This window comes from Streptomyces sp. NPDC043896 (assembly GCF_056435605.1).
This window is the reverse complement of record NZ_JBWKEE010000033.1, coordinates 59,980-76,764: the sequence shown is the minus strand read 5'-3', so window position 1 is coordinate 76,764 and position 16,785 is coordinate 59,980. Positions and strand designations below refer to the sequence as shown.

The 16,785-nt window shown below is 70.8% G+C and carries 13 protein-coding genes and 1 tRNA gene; 4 read left to right on the top strand and 10 right to left on the bottom strand.

Annotated features, from left to right (window positions below; translation table 11 throughout):
• Positions 1–239: 239 nt before the first annotated feature.
• Positions 240–315, bottom strand: a tRNA-Leu gene (locus AC069X_RS34235).
• A gap of 97 nt (positions 316–412) precedes the next feature.
• Between AC069X_RS34235 and AC069X_RS34230 the strand changes: the two genes are divergently transcribed.
• Complete coding sequence (locus AC069X_RS34230; protein WP_478734901.1) at positions 413–1,069, top strand: ANTAR domain-containing response regulator; 657 nt, start codon at positions 413–415, stop codon at positions 1,067–1,069.
• Positions 1,070–1,144: 75 nt separating this feature from the next.
• Here AC069X_RS34230 and AC069X_RS34225 read toward each other — a convergent pair whose 3' ends face one another.
• The 7 genes from AC069X_RS34225 to AC069X_RS34195 form a co-directional block, all read right to left on the bottom strand.
• A complete protein-coding gene (locus tag AC069X_RS34225) occupies positions 1,145–1,861 on the bottom strand; it encodes an ABC transporter ATP-binding protein (protein ID WP_478734899.1) in 717 nt (238 codons plus the stop codon).
• Positions 1,858–2,832, bottom strand: a complete 975-nt coding sequence (locus AC069X_RS34220; RefSeq protein WP_478734897.1) for an ABC transporter ATP-binding protein — start codon at positions 2,830–2,832, stop codon at positions 1,858–1,860. Before AC069X_RS34220 ends, AC069X_RS34225 begins: the two co-directional genes overlap by 4 nt.
• A gap of 3 nt (positions 2,833–2,835) precedes the next feature.
• Entirely contained in the window at positions 2,836–4,650 is a 1,815-nt protein-coding gene (locus AC069X_RS34215; protein ID WP_478734895.1) for a branched-chain amino acid ABC transporter permease, read from the bottom strand.
• A gap of 5 nt (positions 4,651–4,655) precedes the next feature.
• Positions 4,656–5,585 (bottom strand): branched-chain amino acid ABC transporter permease, encoded by a 930-nt coding sequence (locus tag AC069X_RS34210; RefSeq protein WP_478734893.1) that lies wholly within the window; start codon positions 5,583–5,585, stop codon positions 4,656–4,658.
• A gap of 108 nt (positions 5,586–5,693) precedes the next feature.
• Positions 5,694–6,923 (bottom strand): branched-chain amino acid ABC transporter substrate-binding protein, encoded by a 1,230-nt coding sequence (locus tag AC069X_RS34205; RefSeq protein ID WP_478734891.1) that lies wholly within the window; start codon positions 6,921–6,923, stop codon positions 5,694–5,696.
• Between the two features lie 1,044 nt (positions 6,924–7,967).
• Positions 7,968–8,426 carry a PaaI family thioesterase gene (locus tag AC069X_RS34200; protein ID WP_478734889.1) on the bottom strand — a complete coding sequence of 153 codons (459 nt, stop codon included), beginning with the start codon at positions 8,424–8,426 and terminating at the stop codon, positions 7,968–7,970.
• 51 nt (positions 8,427–8,477) lie between these two features.
• Complete coding sequence (locus tag AC069X_RS34195; protein ID WP_478734910.1) at positions 8,478–10,748, bottom strand: FdhF/YdeP family oxidoreductase; 2,271 nt, start codon at positions 10,746–10,748, stop codon at positions 8,478–8,480.
• 271 nt (positions 10,749–11,019) lie between these two features.
• On the opposite strand from AC069X_RS34195, the gene polA reads away from it, so the two are divergent.
• A complete protein-coding gene (polA, locus tag AC069X_RS34190; protein WP_478734887.1) occupies positions 11,020–13,740 on the top strand; it encodes a DNA polymerase I in 2,721 nt (906 codons plus the stop codon).
• 32 nt (positions 13,741–13,772) lie between these two features.
• Here polA and AC069X_RS34185 read toward each other — a convergent pair whose 3' ends face one another.
• Positions 13,773–14,633 (bottom strand): DUF4184 family protein, encoded by an 861-nt coding sequence (locus AC069X_RS34185; protein ID WP_478734885.1) that lies wholly within the window; start codon positions 14,631–14,633, stop codon positions 13,773–13,775.
• Positions 14,634–14,777: 144 nt separating this feature from the next.
• Here AC069X_RS34185 and AC069X_RS34180 point away from each other — a divergent pair, with 144 nt between their 5' ends.
• Positions 14,778–16,073: a lytic transglycosylase domain-containing protein gene (locus AC069X_RS34180; protein WP_478734884.1), complete on the top strand. Its 1,296-nt coding sequence runs from the start codon at positions 14,778–14,780 to the stop codon at positions 16,071–16,073.
• A 13-nt stretch (positions 16,074–16,086) separates the two neighbouring features.
• Here the strand turns inward: AC069X_RS34180 and AC069X_RS34175 are convergent, their stop codons facing one another.
• On the bottom strand, positions 16,087–16,482 hold the full coding sequence (locus AC069X_RS34175) for a DUF6234 family protein (RefSeq protein WP_478734882.1): 396 nt from the start codon (positions 16,480–16,482) through the stop codon (positions 16,087–16,089).
• Between the two features lie 151 nt (positions 16,483–16,633).
• Here AC069X_RS34175 and AC069X_RS34170 point away from each other — a divergent pair, with 151 nt between their 5' ends.
• Complete coding sequence (locus AC069X_RS34170; RefSeq protein WP_478734880.1) at positions 16,634–16,774, top strand: SPW_0924 family protein; 141 nt, start codon at positions 16,634–16,636, stop codon at positions 16,772–16,774.
• Positions 16,775–16,785 lie beyond the last annotated feature (11 nt).

The window sequence follows — 16,785 nt, the reverse complement described above, 5'->3', positions numbered from 1 at the left end:
TCCGTGCGGTGAGTTCCTAGACAGCTCCCACCACACCGGAGGTCTTCGTCATGTTCAAGACCTGCCGAGTGTCAACAACGCTCGTGATCAATACAGCTAGCGCGTGTTCGCGAGTCGCCAGATCGTACATGCGGTCGACACTGGGGAGAATTTACCGCTTGCGTGTGAGTTTCTCGGTGGATTCCCCCAAAGGGGGGAAGGGCGGCGATTCTCGCGTGACCTTGGAATTAAAGGAAAGGTGCCCCAGGTGGGATTCGAACCCACACTGTCCGCTGTTTGAGAGCGGCCTCTCTGACCAAGTTGGAGTACTGGGGCCTATGAAACGAAGGGATGAGGCGTCCCTGCGTGGCACCACCTTACAGGAGCTAGGTAGGCTCGGGGGAGCTGAATCACCTTGCAACAAGGAGCCTCCGTGACCGCCGAGCACGAGTCGACGCCCACGCCCGACGCCGACCAGTCGCACGTTCCGCCGCTGACGACCCGCGTCGTCATCGCCGAGGACGAGGCGCTCATCCGTCTCGACCTGAAAGAGATGCTCGAAGAGGAGGGCTACTCCGTCGTCGGCGAGGCCGGGGACGGCCAGACGGCCGTCGAGCTCGCGCGGGAGCACCGGCCCGACCTGGTGATCCTCGACGTGAAGATGCCCGTCCTCGACGGGATCTCCGCCGCCGAGAAGATCGCCGGGGAGTCCATCGCCCCCGTCCTCATGCTCACCGCGTTCTCGCAGCGCGACCTCGTCGAGCGGGCCCGGGACGCCGGGGCCATGGCGTACCTGGTCAAGCCCTTCAGCAAGAGCGACGTCGTCCCGGCCATCGAGATGGCCGTGTCCCGCTTCGCCGAGCTGAAGGCGCTGGAGAAGGAGGTCGCGGACCTCTCCGCGCGCCTGGAGACCCGCAAGCTCGTCGACCGGGCCAAGAGCATCCTGCAGACCCAGTACGGGCTGACCGAGCCGGCCGCGTTCCGGTGGATCCAGAAGACCTCCATGGACCGCCGCATGTCGATGCAGCAGGTCGCCGAGGCGGTCATCGAGGACGCCGAGGAGAAGAAGCAGAACGCCGGCAACAAGTAGTCCGGACACGAGTGAGGCCCGTCTCCCCCCGAGGGGAGACGGGCCTCACGGCATTTCGGGGCCGGCCGGCGGGGACTAGTCCTCGCCGAGGTAGGCCTTGCGGACGTCCTCGTTGACGAGGAGGTCCCGGCCCGGGCCCGACAGGACGATCTTGCCGATCTCCATGACGTGGCCCTGGTCGGCCAGCGACAGCGCGGCCTGGGCGTTCTGCTCGACGAGCAGGATGGTGGTGCCGACCGCCTTGAGCTCGGCGATCGTCGCCATGATCTTCTGCATCATGAGCGGCGACAGGCCCATGGACGGCTCGTCCAGCATCAGCAGCTTCGGCTGCGACATGAGCGCGCGGCCCATGGCGAGCATCTGCTGCTCACCGCCGGAGAGGGTGCCGGCGGCCTGCTTGCGGCGCTCTCCCAGGATCGGGAAGAGGTCGTAGGCGCGCTGGACGTCCTTCTGGATGCCTTCCTTGTCGTTGCGGAGGAAGGCGCCGAGGAGGAGGTTGTCCTCGATCGTCATGCGCGGGAAGATGTGCCGCCCCTCGGGGGAGTGGGCGAGTCCGAGCGAGACGATGTCGTGCGCCGGGACCTTCTTCAGCGACTTGCCCTGGAACTTGATCTGTCCGCCCTTGGGCTTGATCAGGCCGGACAGGGTGCGCAGGGTGGTGGTCTTGCCGGCGCCGTTGGTGCCGATGAGGGTGACGATCTCGCCCTCGTTCACGCTGAAGGAGATGCCCTTGACGGCTTCGATCTTGCCGTAGGCGACGCGGAGGTCCTCGACCTCCAGGAGTGCGGTCACTTGGCCTCTCCGTCCGTGCTGGTGGTGCCGGTGGTGCTGTCCGCGTCGGTCGCCGCCTCGGCCTCCGCCTCGGGGGCCTCGGTTTCGGCGGCTTCGACGGCTGCCTCGGCCTCGGCCACGACCTCGGCTTCCGCGGCGGCTTCGGCGGCCTCGACCTCTGCGGCCTCTTCGGCGCCGGGGGCGCCTTCGAAGGGTTCGCCGAGGTAGGCGGCGACGACGCGCTCGTCGCTCTGGACCTCGCCGGCGGTGCCTTCGATGAGCTTCTCGCCCTGGACGAGGCAGGCGACGCGGTCGCAGAGGTTGAAGATGAAGCGCATGTCGTGCTCGATGACGAGGACGGCGATGCCCTTGTCCCGGATGGCGAAGATGAGCTCTTCGGCGGCCCGGGTCTCCTGCGGGTTCATGCCGGCCGTGGGCTCGTCCAGGAGGATGAGGCCCGGGTCGCTGGCGAGGGCGCGGGCGATCTCCAGCTTGCGCTGCTCACCGTAGGGGAGGTTGCGGGCGAGGTGCTCGGCCTTGTGGGCGAGGCCGATGAACTCCAGGAGTTCCATGGCGCGCTCGCGGCTGGCCTGTTCTTCCCGGCCGAAGCTGGGCAGGCGCAGGAGGGCGGACCAGAGGCCTTCCTTGGTGCGGGTGTGGCGTCCGACGAGGACGTTCTCCAGGACCGTCATGTTGTTGAAGAGACGGATGTTCTGGAAGGTGCGGGCGATGCCGGCCGCGGTGACCTTGAAGGACTTGGGGGGCAGGACCGTGCCCTTGTACCGGACTTCGCCCTCGGTGGGGATGTAGAGGCCGGTGAGGCAGTTGAAGAAGGTGGTCTTGCCTGCGCCGTTGGGGCCGATGAGGCCGACGATCTCGCCGCTGCGGACGGTGAGGTCGACGTTCTTGACGGCGGTGAGGCCGCCGAAGCGCATGGTGACGCCTCGTGCGTCGAGGACGGTCTCGGCGGTTGCCGTGGTGGTCGTCGTCATGGATCAGGCCCCTGTCTTGCCGAGGACTGCGGGCGCTTCGAGGTCCTTGTGGAGCTCGAGCTGGTTGCGCCGGTTGGGGATGAGGCCTTCGGGGCGCAGGCGCATCAGGATGACGAGTGCGATGCCGAAGACGAGGAGCTGGTACTCGCCCAGGAACTGGAGCTTGTTGGGGATCAGGTAGAGCAGGGCGCCGCCGACCAGGGGGCCGGAGATGGTGCCCATGCCGCCGAGAACGACTGCGGCGAGGAGGAAAGCGGAGTTCGGCGGAGTGCTGTTGGCGAACTGGTACTGCTCGGGGGTGACGGTGTACTGCACGTGGGCCTGTACGACACCGGCGAGGCCGGCGAGGGTGGCGCCGAGGGCGAAGGCGACGAGCTTGACGCGGAAGCCGTTGATGCCCATGGCTTCGGCGGCGGTCTCGTCCTCGCGGATGGCGACCCAGGCGCGGCCGATGCGGGATTCGGCGCTGCGGCGGAAGACCATGACCACGATGAGGGTGATCAGGAGCAGCAGCAGGAAGTAGTTGGCGAAGCGGCCGATGGTGAATCCGGCGATGGTGTGGCTGGCGCCGAAGTCGAAGCCGAAGAGGTTGACGTTGGGGATGTTGGCGATGCCGTTCGGGCCGTTGGTGACGTCGGGGCCGGAGATGCCGTCCAGGTTGTTCATGGTGATCTTGAAGATCTCACCGAAGCCGAGCGTCACGATGGCGAGGTAGTCGCCGCGCAGGCGCAGGGTGGGGGCGCCGATGAGGACGCCGAAGACCATGGAGGCGAGGGCGCCGACGAGGAGTGCGGCCCAGAAGGGGAGGTGCACGCCGAAGGGGGAGTTGGGGGAGCCGGAGACCAGGGCCGCGGTGTAGGCGCCCACGCCGAGGAAGGCGACGTAGCCGAGGTCGAGCAGGCCGGTGAGGCCGACGACGATGTTCAGGCCGAGTGCGACGGTGGCGAAGATCAGGATGTTGACGCCGAGGGTCGCGTACTGGTCGTCGGTCTGGGTGAGGGGGAAGGCCATGGCCGCAGCGAAGGCGCCGACGAGGGCGACGTTGCGGTGCTTGGCGGTGAGGGCGGTGAAGCGGGCGACGAGGCCGCTCTTGTTGAGGGCACCGAAGCCGAAGCCTGCGGCGATCAGGAAGCCGATGAAGAGTTCCTGGTAGGGGGTGGTGATGCCGTAGGTGAAGATGCCGAGGGTGACGGCCAGCACGGCGGCGATGAGCAGGATCTCAGCCCAGGCGGGGAGGGCGCGGGCCGGGCTTGCGGTGTGGGTGGTGAAGCTGGCCTTGACGGTCGTCCAGACGTTGCCCGCGTTGTGCTTGAAGGTGTCCCACTGGCCGTCGTCGGGGTCGGCCGGCTCGAGCACGGGGCGCGTGAAGGGCAGGGCGAGGGCGCCGAGGACGCTGACCAGGGTGGTGACAGCGACGATGTAGCCGCCGGGCTCCAGGTTGACGACGCCGCCGAGCTGGACGGTGATCGTGACGACCGTGTACCAGGCGGTGGCGAAGGCGGCGAGGGCGGAGAGCTTGATGGCAGCGTCTGCGCCTGCCGGGGTGAGCCAGCCGAGGCCCTTGATGCCGTAGGAGGAGAGTCCGAAGAGCGTGGTCAGGGCGCCCGCGGCGAGGACGAGCCACTGGAGACCGCCGGGGTAGCCGTAGACGGTGAGGTTTCCGGGGAAGGCTGCGGTCCAGGTCCAGGACAGGAAGCAGGAGATGACGGTGAGGAGGCCGCCGACGGTTGCGAGGAGCCGGGCGGGCTTCTCGGGGATTGCGATGAAGCCGGTGTCGGCTGCGGTGTTCTGCGGGGTGTCCGCGGTGATGGTCGTCATGGTTCTCACGCCCTGTCCGCCACGCGCTCGCCCAACAGACCCTGGGGTCGGAAGAGGAGCACGAGGATGAGGAGTACGAACGCCCAGGTGTTGCCCCAGGACTGGCCGCCGAGCTGGCTCATGCCGGGTACGTCGGCGATGTAGGCGGTGGTCAGGGTTTCGGCGAGGCCGAGGACCAGGCCGCCGATCATGGCGCCGTAGATGTTCCCGATGCCGCCGAGGACGGCTGCGGTGAAGGCCTTGAGGCCGAGGATGAAGCCCATGCGGTACTGGACTTCGCCGTACTTGAGACCGTAGGCGACGGCTCCGACGGCGGCGAAGGCCGCGCCGAGGGCGAAGGCGACCGTGATGATGCGGTCGGTGTTGATGCCCATGAGCTTCGCGGTGTCGGGGTCCTGTGCGGTGGCCTGCATGCCGCGGCCGGTGCGGGTCTTCTTCACGAAGAAGCCGAGGAAGGCCATGGAGATGGGGGCGGCGATCAGCAGGAAGATGTCACCGGTCTGGATGGTGATGCTGCCGAGGTGGAAGGGGCCGCCGGGGATTTCGGGGAACTTGACGGAGGACTTCGCGTCGGGGTACCAGGCCCATACCGCCTGCTGGAGGACGATGGAGAGGCCGATGGCGGTGATGAGCGGCGCGAGGCGGGGTGCGCTGCGCAGGGGCCGGTAGGCGAAGCGTTCGGCGCCGACGGCGATGAGGGTGGCGACGATGACCGCGCCTATGAGCATGAGGGGCAGTGCGACCCACATGGTGGTGCCGCCGGGGAGCATCAGCCAGACCGTGAGGGCTCCGAACCCGCCGGTCATGAAGATCTCGCCGTGGGCGAAGTTGATGAGCTGGACGATGCCGTAGACCATTGTGTAGCCAATGGCGACGAGCCCGTACATGGATCCCAGTAGCAGGCCGTTGACCAGCTGTTGCGGCAGTTCGTGCACCGCAGGTCCTCCGAGTCTTTCGACGGATGTGACACCGCGCGGGGCGCAATGGTGCGCGCCCCGCGCGGCAGGTGAGGGGTGAGGGCTAGGGGGTCAGCCGGTGGGAGGTCAGCCGGCGAGGGTGCCGGACTCGACGGCCTTGAAGTCGTCGCCCTCGACCTTGTAGACGGTCAGCTGCTTGTTGGTGGCGTCGCCGAACTCGTCGAAGGAGACCTTGCCGGTCACGCCTTCGAAGTTGACGCCCTGGACGGCCTCAAGGACCTTGGCGCGGGCGTCCGAGGGCAGCTTGCCGTTGTTGGCCTCGACGACCTTCTTGACGGCCTCGATGACGGCCCAGGCGGAGTCGTACGAGTAACCGCCGTAGGCGGAGTAGTCGTCCTTGTAGCCGGCCTTCTTGTAGTTGTCGACGAACTCCTTGGCGGAGGCCAGGCTCTCGACCGGGGCACCGACGGACGTGCAGAGGTCGCCCTGGGCGCTCTCGCCGGCGAGCTCGACGTACTTCTTGTCCTTCACGCCGTCGCCGCCGACGAGCGGGATGTTGGTGCCGGAGGCCTTGATCTGCTTGCTGAGCGGGCCGGCCGCGGGGTACTCGCCGCCGTAGTAGACGACGTCGGCGCCCGAGGACTTGACCTGGGTCACGATGGCCGAGAAGTCCTTGGACTCGGGGTCGATGTGGCCCTCGCCGACGACCTGGCCGCCGAGCTTGGTGAACTCGCCCTTGAAGGTTCCGGCGAGGCCGGCGCCGTAGGTCTTCTTGTCGTCGATGATGAAGACCTTCTTCTTGCCCGCCTTGTTGAAGAGGTACTGCGCCGCGAACGGGCCCTGGATGGCGTCCGTGGTGGCGGTGCGGAAGTAGCTCTTGTAGGTGCGGGTCTTCTGGCCCTCGGCCCACTTGGGGCCCTGGGTCAGCGACGGGCTGGTGTTGGCCGGGGAGATCTGGGCCAGCTTGGCGTCGTCGAAGACCTTCTGCATGGACTCGGAGACCGAGGAGTTGAGCGGGCCGACGACGCCGAGGACGTCCTTGTTGGCCGTCAGCTTGGTGGCGTTCTGCTGGCCGGAGGAGGCCTGGGCCTGGTCGTCGAGGGCTTCGATCTTGAAGGTGACGCCCTTGACGTACTTCTTCTCGTTGGCCTGCTTGGCGGCGAGGTCCGCGGAGTTCTTGATGCCGAGGCCGAGGGCGGAGAGGTCGCCGGTCAGCGGGGCGTCGACGCCGATGACGACGGTGGTGCCGCCGTCGCCGGTGGCTCCGCCCTTGTCGTCGCGGGATCCGCAGGCGGTGAGGGTGAGGGCGCCCGCGGCGAGGGCGGCGGTCACGGCGATGAGCTGACGAGAACGCACGATCAGTCCTTTCCTGGCGCCGCGTCCCCCGTGGGACGCGTCGAGTCGAACGCGGGGAACCGAACTGAGAAATCCGGCGGTCGCGGTAACTGGCCGTGACTCTAGGCGGCTCATCGGCGGTTATGGAGGGCTGAGGCCAATGATGTGACTCTCTTGTTATGCCACGGCGTAATACATAGCGGTTCACGGCGGGTGGAACGGGGGAATTCAGGCCGGTTCGTCTTGTCCGCATTCTGAGACGGGGCAGGACCATCGGGCGGTTTGGGTCCTGACAGGCCAGGACTCTGGGGGTTTTTGGTCATGACGGCCCGGAGGGGGCCGCGTCTCGGGCTTCGGGACAGGCCCTGGTCAGTGCGACGGAAAGATCCCTGGCATATCGGTCACCAGGGATGTAACTGTGATCCTCTTTCTGGAATCCATTACTCAGGGTCACTTCCAGGAAAGGTAGTCCTGAATTCCGTGCTACATGCACGCAGTCTTTTGTCCGAATGAGAACCAACAGCTCGCGGACTTCTCCCGCCCCGACCGTGGCCGGGAGGGATGGCCGGATCGTCACGCTCAGCGCCTGCGAGGGCTGCCCGATCCGCTCCACCGTGACGGCCGGCCCCCACCCGGTCCGCACACGCACAGTGAAGGCGAAGGCGGCCCCGTCGGGCGCCGGCTCCACCGGGTCGCCGTAGGAGAGGGAGAGTGCCTGCGAGGGGGCGGGCGGGGTCCGGGGCGGCGGCGGATCGGGCCGCGCCGCGTACAGGCGCAGGGCGCCCGCGGCCAGGACGGCGGCGGCCGCCACGGTCAGCACGGCCCTGCGGTGGCGGGAGTAGCGGGAGCGGATCCAGGCCGCCCGGGGCGTACGCGGCCCCGTGTGCGGGGCCTGCCCGTCCCCCGTGCCCTCCCCCGGCTCCACCGGGCCGATGCCCGCGCCGGTCACCGCGGGGGTGCTGCCGTGGGGGCGGCGGTGATGTGCCGCGGCGCCGGTCCGGTTCCCATGCGGGGAACGCTAGACCGGCGCCGGGGGCTGCACAACGGCTCGTACCGGACGGGGTGTCAGGACTCCGTGTCGCGCAGCAGGCAGGTGAGGCGGGCGGTGCAGACGCGGCGGTCCTGCTCGTCGGAGATGACGATCTCATAGGTGGCGGTGGAGCGGCCCCGGTGGACGGGGGTGGCGACTCCGGTGACCTGGCCGTCGCGCACGCCGCGGTGGTGGGTGCAGTTGAGGTCGACGCCGACGGCGATCTTCTTGATGCCGCCGTGCATCATCGCGCCGACCGAGCCGAGGGTCTCGGCCAGCACGGCGGAGGCCCCGCCGTGCAGGAGTCCGTAGGGCTGGGTGTTGCCCTTGACGGGCATGGTGGCGACGACGCGCTCGGCCGAGGCCTCCAGGATCCGGATCTCCATGCGCTCGCCGAGGGCGCCCGCCGAGAACAGGGCGGGCAGGTCTATGCCCAGGGCCGCGTACTCGTCGAGGACTTCCTGGGGGAACTTCACGGCATGCTGCGCGGCCATGGGCCTGCTCCGTTCGTCAACGATCGTTAACCGGTGTCGGGGCCCGTTCTATCAGGCCGGTTCGAAGCGCACGACGACGGACTTGCTGGCGGGGGTGTTGCTGGTGTCGGCGGTGGAGTCGAGGGGGACCAGGACGTTGGTCTCGGGGTAGTAGGCGGCGGCGCAGCCGCGCGCGGTGGGGTAGTGGACGACGCGGAAGCCGGGGGCGCGCCGCTCGACGCCGTCCTTCCACTCGCCGACGAGGTCGGTGTACGAGCCGTCGGCGAGGCCGAGCTCGGCGGCGTCCTCGGGGTTGACCATGACGATGCGGCGGCCGCCGGTGATGCCGCGGTAGCGGTCGTCGAGGCCGTAGATGGTGGTGTTGTACTGGTCGTGGCTGCGCAGGGTCTGCAGGAGCAGCCGGCCGGCGGGGACCCGCGGGTACTCGACGGGGGCGGCGGTGAAGTTGGCCTTGCCGGTCTTGGTGGGGAAGCGGCGCTCGTCGCGCGGGCCGTGGGGCAGCCGGAAGCCGCCGGGGCGGGCGATGCGGGTGTTGAAGTCCTCGAAGCCGGGGACGACGCGGGCGATGCGGTCGCGGATGGCCCCGTAGTCCTTCTCGAACTCCTCCCAGGGGGTCGTCGAGGCGGTGCCGAGGACGGCGCGGGCCATGCGGGCGACGATGGCGGGCTCGGAGAGCAGGTGGGGGGAGGCGGGGGCCAGGTTGCCGCGGGAGGAGTGGACCATGCCCATGGAGTCCTCGACGGTGACGAACTGCCTGCCGCCCGCCTGGACGTCCTTGTCGGTGCGGCCGAGGGTGGGCAGGATCAGGGCGCACCGGCCGGTGACCGCGTGGGAGCGGTTGAGCTTGGTGGAGACGTGGACGGTGAGGGAGGCGCGGCGGATCGCGGCCTCGGTGACGTCGGTGTCGGGGGTGGCGCCGACGAAGTTGCCGCCCATGGCGAAGAGGACCTTGGCCCGGCCGTCGCGCAGGGCCTCGATGGAGCGGACCACGTCGTAGCCGTGCGCGCGCGGCGAGGTGATGCCGAATTCCCGGTCGAGGGCGTCGAGGAAGGCGGGTGCGGGGCGCTCGAAGATCCCCATGGTGCGGTCGCCCTGGACGTTGGAGTGGCCGCGGACGGGGCAGACGCCGGCGCCGGGGCGGCCGATGTCGCCGCGGAGCAGGAGGAGGTTGACGACCTCGCGGATGGTGGCGACGGAGTGCTTGTGCTGGGTGAGGCCCATGGCCCAGCAGACGATGGTCCGCTTCGAGGCCAGGACCATGGCCAGGGCGCGTTCGATCTCGGGGCGGGTGAGGCCGGTCGCGGTGAGGGTCTCGTCCCAGTCGGTGTCCTTCGCCGCGGCGGCGAGGGCTTCGTAGCCGTGGGTGTGCTCGCGGATGAAGTCCTCGTCGAGGGCGCCCTCCGTCTCGATGACGAGCTTGTTGAGCAGGCGGAAGAGGGCCTGGTCGCCGCCGATGCGGATCTGGAGGAAGAGGTCGTTGAGGGGGGTCCCCCTGAGCATGCCGAGGGGGGTCTGCGGGTTCTTGAAGCGTTCCATGCCGGCTTCGGGCAGCGGGTTCACCGAGATGATCTTCGCGCCGGCTTCCTTGGCCTTCTCCAGCGCGGAGAGCATGCGGGGGTGGTTGGTGCCCGGGTTCTGCCCGGCGACGATGATCAGGTCGGCGCGGTGGAGGTCTTCGAGGGAGACGCTGCCCTTGCCGATGCCGATGGTCTCGCTCAGCGCCGAGCCGGAGGACTCGTGGCACATGTTGGAGCAGTCCGGCAGGTTGTTGGTGCCGAATTCGCGGGCGAAGAGCTGGAAGAGGAACGCGGCCTCGTTGCTGGTGCGGCCGGAGGTGTAGAAGAGGGCCTCGTCGGGGGAGGCGAGGGCCCCCAGTTCCTCCGCGATGATCCCGAAGGCCTTCTCCCAGCTGACCGGCTCGTACCGGTCGGCGCCCTCGGGCAGGTACATCGGCTGGGTGAGGCGGCCCTGCTGGCCGAGCCAGTAGCCGCTGCGGGCGGCGAGCTCGGACACCGGGTGGGCGGCGAAGAAGTCCGGGGTGACCCGGCGCAGCGTGGCCTCCTCGGCGACGGCCTTGGCGCCGTTCTCGCAGAACTCCGCGGTGTGCCGCTCGTCGCCCTCGGGCCAGGCGCAGCCGGGGCAGTCGAAGCCGTTCTTCTGGTTGACCTTGAGGAGGGTGCGGGCGGTGCGGGCCAGGCCCATCTGCGCGTGCGCGACCTTGAGGGTGTGGCCTATCGCCGGGAGGCCGGCGGCCGCGTGCTGGGGCGGGGTGACCCGGGGTGCGTCCTGTACCGGGTCGCCTGTGGGCGGCTTGGTCGCCATCGCGCTCTCCTTCGAGCGTACGTACGGGTGCAGCACGTTCTGCCGCATCTCTCGATCCTTGCACGGCAGGCGGAGGGCGGGGAGGGCGGACCGGCGCTCCCGCCGCCCGGCGGACGTGCGCCGGGGGAGGCCGCCGGGGCGGGTGCGCCGGAGGAGGAGGCGGGGGAGCGGTGGCGGGAAGCGGTGGGGGGAGGGCCGGCAGCGGCCCGGCCCGGGCCCGAGGAGACCGCCCGAGCCGGAATTGTCAGCGGGGAGCCCTAGGATCGGGGACGTGGCAGAGACAGCATCGAAGAAGACCGACCAGCCGACCGCAGCGGACCGCCCCCGCCTGATGCTCATGGACGGGCACTCCCTGGCGTACCGGGCGTTCTTCGCGCTGCCCGCGGAGAACTTCACGACGGCGACGGGCCAGCCGACCAATGCCATCTACGGCTTCGCGTCGATGCTGGCGAACACGCTGCGCGACGAGGCGCCCACGCACTTCGCGGTGGCGTTCGACGTGTCCCGCAAGACGTGGCGCACGACGGAGTTCCCCGAGTACAAGGCGAACCGTTCGAAGACCCCCGACGAGTTCAAGGGGCAGGTCGAGCTGATCGGCGAGCTGCTCGACGCGATGAAGGTGCCGCGCTTCGCGGTCGACGGCTTCGAGGCCGACGACGTGATCGCGACGCTTGCGACGCAGGCGGAGGCCCTCGGCTTCGACGTCCTGATCGTCACCGGTGACCGGGACTCCTTCCAGCTGGTCTCCGAGCACACGACGGTGCTGTACCCGACGAAGGGCGTCTCCGAGCTGACCCGGTTCACGCCGGAGAAGGTCGAGGAGAAGTACGGGCTCACCCCGCAGCAGTACCCGGACTTCGCGGCGCTGCGCGGCGACCCGTCGGACAACCTCCCGGGCATCCCGGGCGTCGGCGAGAAGACCGCCGCGAAGTGGATCACCCAGTTCGGGTCGTTCGCGCAGCTGGTGGAGCGGGCCGAGGAGGTCAAGGGCAAGGCCGGGCAGAACTTCCGGGACCACCTGGAGGCCGTGAAGCTCAACCGTGTCCTGACCGAGATGGTCAAGGACGTGGAGCTCCCCAAGACCCCGGCCGACCTGGTCCGCGCCCCGTACGACCGCGGCGCGGTCACCGGCGTGCTGGACGTGCTGGAGATCCGCAACGCCTCGCTGCGCGAGCGGCTCCTTGCCGTGGACCCGGGTGCCGCCGAGGCCGAGGCCCCCGCTCCGGCGGCCGGTGTGGAGCTGGACGGATCGGTGCTCGGCGCGGGCGAGCTCGCGCCGTGGCTGGAGGCGCACGCGGGCGGCCCGCTGGGCGTGTCCACCGTCGACAGCTGGATGCTCGGCACGGGGAACGTCAGCGAGATCGCCCTCGCCTCGGCGGGCGGCGCGGCCGCCTGGTTCGAGCCGTCCGAGCTGGACGAGGCCGACGAGCGGGCCTTCGCCGCCTGGGCCGCCGACGCGGAGCGCCCCAAGGTGGTGCACAACGCCAAGGGCCTGATGCGGGTCTTCCCCGAGCACGGCTGGACCCTGGCGGGCGTCACCATGGACACCGCGCTCGCCGCCTACCTGGTCAAGCCGGGCCGGCGTTCCTTCGCGCTGGACGTGCTGTCCGTGGAGTACCTGAACCGTGAGCTCCAGCCCCCGGCCGCCGACGGGCAGCTGGCCTTCGGCGCCGACGAGACCGCCGAGGCGGACGCCCTGATGGCGCAGGCCCGCGCGGTCCTGGACCTGGGCGACGCGTTCACGGCGAAGCTGCCCGAGGTGGGCGCGGTCGAGCTGCTCCACGAGATGGAGCTGCCGACGTCCGAGCTGCTGGCCCGGCTGGAGCGGGCGGGCATCGCCGCCGACCGGGACCACATGGAGGGCATGGAGCAGCAGTTCGCCGGTGCCGTGCAGCAGGCGGTGAAGGAGGCGCACGCGGCGGTCGGGCACGAGTTCAACCTCGGTTCGCCCAAGCAGCTCCAGGAGGTGTTCTTCGGCGAGCTGGACCTGCCGAAGACGAAGAAGACGAAGACCGGCTACACGACGGACGCGGACGCGCTGGCCTGGCTGGCCACCCAGACCGACCACGAACTGCCGGTGATCATGCTGCGGCACCGGGAGCAGGCCAAGCTGCGGGTGACCGTCGAGGGCCTGGTCAAGTCGATCGCCGCCGACGGCCGGGTGCACACCAGCTTCAGCCAGACCACCGCCGCGACGGGCCGGCTGTCGTCGACCGACCCCAACCTGCAGAACGTGCCGGTGCGCACCGACGAGGGCCGCGCCATCCGCCGCGGCTTCGTCGTCGGCGAGGGCTACGAGTCGCTGATGACCGCCGACTACAGCCAGATCGAGCTGCGCGTCATGGCCCACCTCTCCGAGGACGAGGGCCTGATCGAGGCGTTCCTGTCGGGTGAGGACCTGCACACCACCGTCGCCTCGCAGGTGTTCGGCGTGGAGCGCTCCCAGGTCGACGCGGAGATGCGCCGCAAGATCAAGGCCATGTCGTACGGCCTGGCGTACGGGCTGTCCGCCTTCGGGCTCGCGCAGCAGCTGAACATCGAGCCCGCCGAGGCGCGCGGGCTGATGGAGACCTTCTTCGAGCGGTTCGGCGGGGTCCGCGACTACCTCCAGCGGGTCGTCGACGAGGCCCGGGCGACCGGCTACACGGCGACGGTCTTCGGCCGCCGCCGCTACCTGCCGGACCTGAACAGCGACAACCGCCAGCGCCGTGAGGCCGCCGAGCGGATGGCGCTGAACGCCCCGATCCAGGGCACCGCGGCCGACATCGTCAAGGTCGCGATGCTGCGCGTGGACAAGGCCCTGACCGAGGCCGGGCTGAGCTCGCGGATGCTGCTCCAGGTCCACGACGAAATCGTCCTGGAGATCGCCCCGGGCGAGCGGGAGCGGGTCGAGGAGCTGGTGCGCCGCGAGATGGGTGCGGCCGTGGAGCTGCGGGCCCCGCTGGACGTGTCCGTGGGGGTCGGCGGCGACTGGGAGTCCGCCGCGCACTGAGGTCCGTACGGTGCTCCCGGCGCCCGTCCCCGCTACGCGGTGGGGACGGGCGTCCGCGTTTCCCGGTCCGGGCGCCCGGGCCGGTTCCGGTCGCGGTGCCCGCGCAGCCGGACGAGGGCCCCGTACAGCAGCAGGCCGACGGCGAGGCCGCCGCCCGCGCCGAAGCAGACGGTCGGGATGATGTCGAACGGGGTGCGGATCCGGTCGTGGAACGTGTAGAAGCGGATCACCCGCAGGGTGATGCCGATCGCCGCGCAGCCGCCGATCAGGGCGGCGGCGCCCCACCGCTCCGCCCGGCCCAGCACCGGCACGCAGGCGGGGGCGGGCGTGGCCGGGATCCGCCGCAGGCCGCTCAGCGTGAACCAGAGCAGCGCGCAGGCGGCCACCGCCGAGGACCCGTACTGGAGGTAGGAGTAGAGGGGAAGGCCGAAGGCGAGGGGGTCACCGAGCCAGGGCAGCAGGTTCGTCCCCCAGCGGTCCAGGTGCGTGAAGCTGTCCCACGCCACGTGGGTGAGCGAGCCGGCCACCGCCGAGAGGTAGAACCACAGCGCGAGCCCGGGCAGTCGGCGCTCCCGCCAGCTCTCGCCCCGCACGAAGGCGTGCACCCTGCCCCGCCGGGCGCGCGGCAGCAGCGCGACCAGCGGTTCGCGCAGCAGCAGCCAGCACGCGGCGAGGAGCGCGGTCAGCACGGCGTCCACGGTGGCGATGCCGGGCAGGGAGTGCGTGAACTGCCCATAGCCCATGACGCCGTTGACGACGGCGTCCGCGAAGTAGAAGGTGTCCGGCGCGAAGGATCCCAGGACGAGCGCCGAGGCGACCAGCGGCCCCCGGGCCCGCCCGGCCCGGCGTATGGCCGGAAGTACGGCGGCCGCGTGGCTGAGAGTGAACGGCACGGTGTCTCCTAGGGCTTTCGACGTCCGGACAGTATGCGTGAGCTGCGAGGGAACGTGGGGATGTCGTGAACACCGCGCCTCCGTTCGTGCCGTGTGCAGCGAGTTGACGTACTGTCACGCGGACGTCTAGGGGAGGGGACCGTCATGTCGGCACGGATATTCGGACGCGGGCTGCGCAGGGGCGCCGCCGCGGCTCTGGTCTCGGCTCTGGTCGCCGCCGCCATGACGGCCTCGCAGGCCCGGGCGGGCGCCGGCCAGGAGCCGACGGCGGCGGCAGGCGAGGAGGCCGCCCCGGCGCCGCGGGCGGCAGCCGGCTCCGGCGGCGACTCCGCCTACTTCACCGAACTCCCGCCGCTGATCAGCCCTCAGCCGCCGGCCGTCGTCCTGCCGGAGGACCAGCCGGCCGCCGCCGCGCAGCCCGAGCCCGCGCCCGTGCCCTCGCCCCCGGCGGTGCCGGCGGTGGCCGCGCCCGTGGTGGAGGGGGCGCAGGGGATACCGGCGAGCGTGTTCGCGGCGTACCGGGCGGCCGAGGAGCGGGTGGCGCAGAACGACCCCGGGTGCGGGCTGCGCTGGCAGCTGCTCGCGGCGATCGGCAAGGTCGAGTCGGGGCAGGCGCGCGGCGGGCAGGTGGACGCCGCCGGGACCACGCTGCGGCCCATCCTGGGGCCCGTGCTCGACGGCAACGGCTTCGCGAACATCTCCGACACGGACGGCGGGGCCTACGACGGCGACGCCCGCTACGACCGGGCCGTGGGGCCGATGCAGTTCATCCCGTCCACCTGGGCGGCCTGGGGCCAGGACGCGAACGGTGACGGCAGGCGCGACCCGAACAACGTCCACGACGCGGCGCTGGCCGCCGGACGCTACCTGTGCGCGGGCGGCCGGGACCTGCGGACCGGGGCGGACCTGGACAGGGCCGTGCTGTCGTACAACCAGTCCGGGGAGTACCTGCGGACGGTGCGGTCCTGGTTCACGTACTACCTCCAGGGGGCGCACGAGGTTCCGGACGCGGGCGGCAGCGGCGGCGGCGGCGGTACGGGCGCGGGCGCCCCGGCGGGCCGGCCGGCGGACCCGGAGCCCACCCCGACCCCGACGCCGAGCCCCACGCCCACCCCGACCCCGAAGCCGACGCCGAGCCCGAAGCCCACCCCGACCCCGAAGCCGACCCCGAAGCCGACGCCGTCGACGACGCCGAGCCCGAAGCCCACCCCGACCCCGAAGCCGACGCCGTCGACGACGCCGAGCCCCACCCCCACGCCGACCCCGAAGCCGTCGACGACGCCGAGCCCCACCCCCACGCCGACCCCGAAGCCGTCGACGACGCCGAGCCCCACGCCGACTCCGACCGCCACCCCGAAGCCCGGCCCCTCCGCGTCCGTGTCCGCGTCCCCGACGTCGGCCGCGCCCGCGCCCACGCCGAGCCCCACCCCGGCCGGTTAGCCGGCCGGGCCGGTCAGCCGTTGCACCAGGGCGCCGACGGCGACCGGAGGCACGGACTCGGCGGCACCGGCCTGTCCTCGTGGATCTGGAAGGCCGCCCCCAGGACGATCACCGTCACCGTGCCCATCGCCATCACGGCCTGGGTCACCGCCGTCACCCCGGCACCCCGCCGGGACGCCCGCAGCCCCGCCCGGGCCATCAGCGCGGCCAGCACCCCGGCCGCGACGAGGTACCCCCACACCGGGTGGGGCCCGGAACCCGAGGCCGGGTCGAAGTCCAGCCCGCTGAGCACCCACACGAAGAAGACCCCCGCGAGCGCCATCAGTTCGAGGAGGATCAGCCCCACGGCCCCGGCGATGTCGGCGCCCAGCTTCCTGCGCCGCGCCGGGGCGGCCGTCGGTGTGTCCATGTCCTCAGCGTGCCCGCGGCGGCCGCCGCGGACATGAGTACCCGTACTCAGGTGCCGTCCGCGCCGGGGCGGTTCCAGACGGTTCTCATCTCACCCGCGCGTTGCTACGGTACGCCTCCCTGACGCCCCATCAGATTCCGGAGGCTCCGCCGTGCGCGCACTCGCCGCCGCCGCCATCGGGCTGGCCGCCGCGCTGGCCCTCGTCCTCGCCGTCACGGCCGCCGGGGTGCCGGAGGGCAAGACCTCGCCCAAACCGCTGCTCACCACCGCGCCCGCCGCGCCCGGACAGTAGAGGAGGTCCGG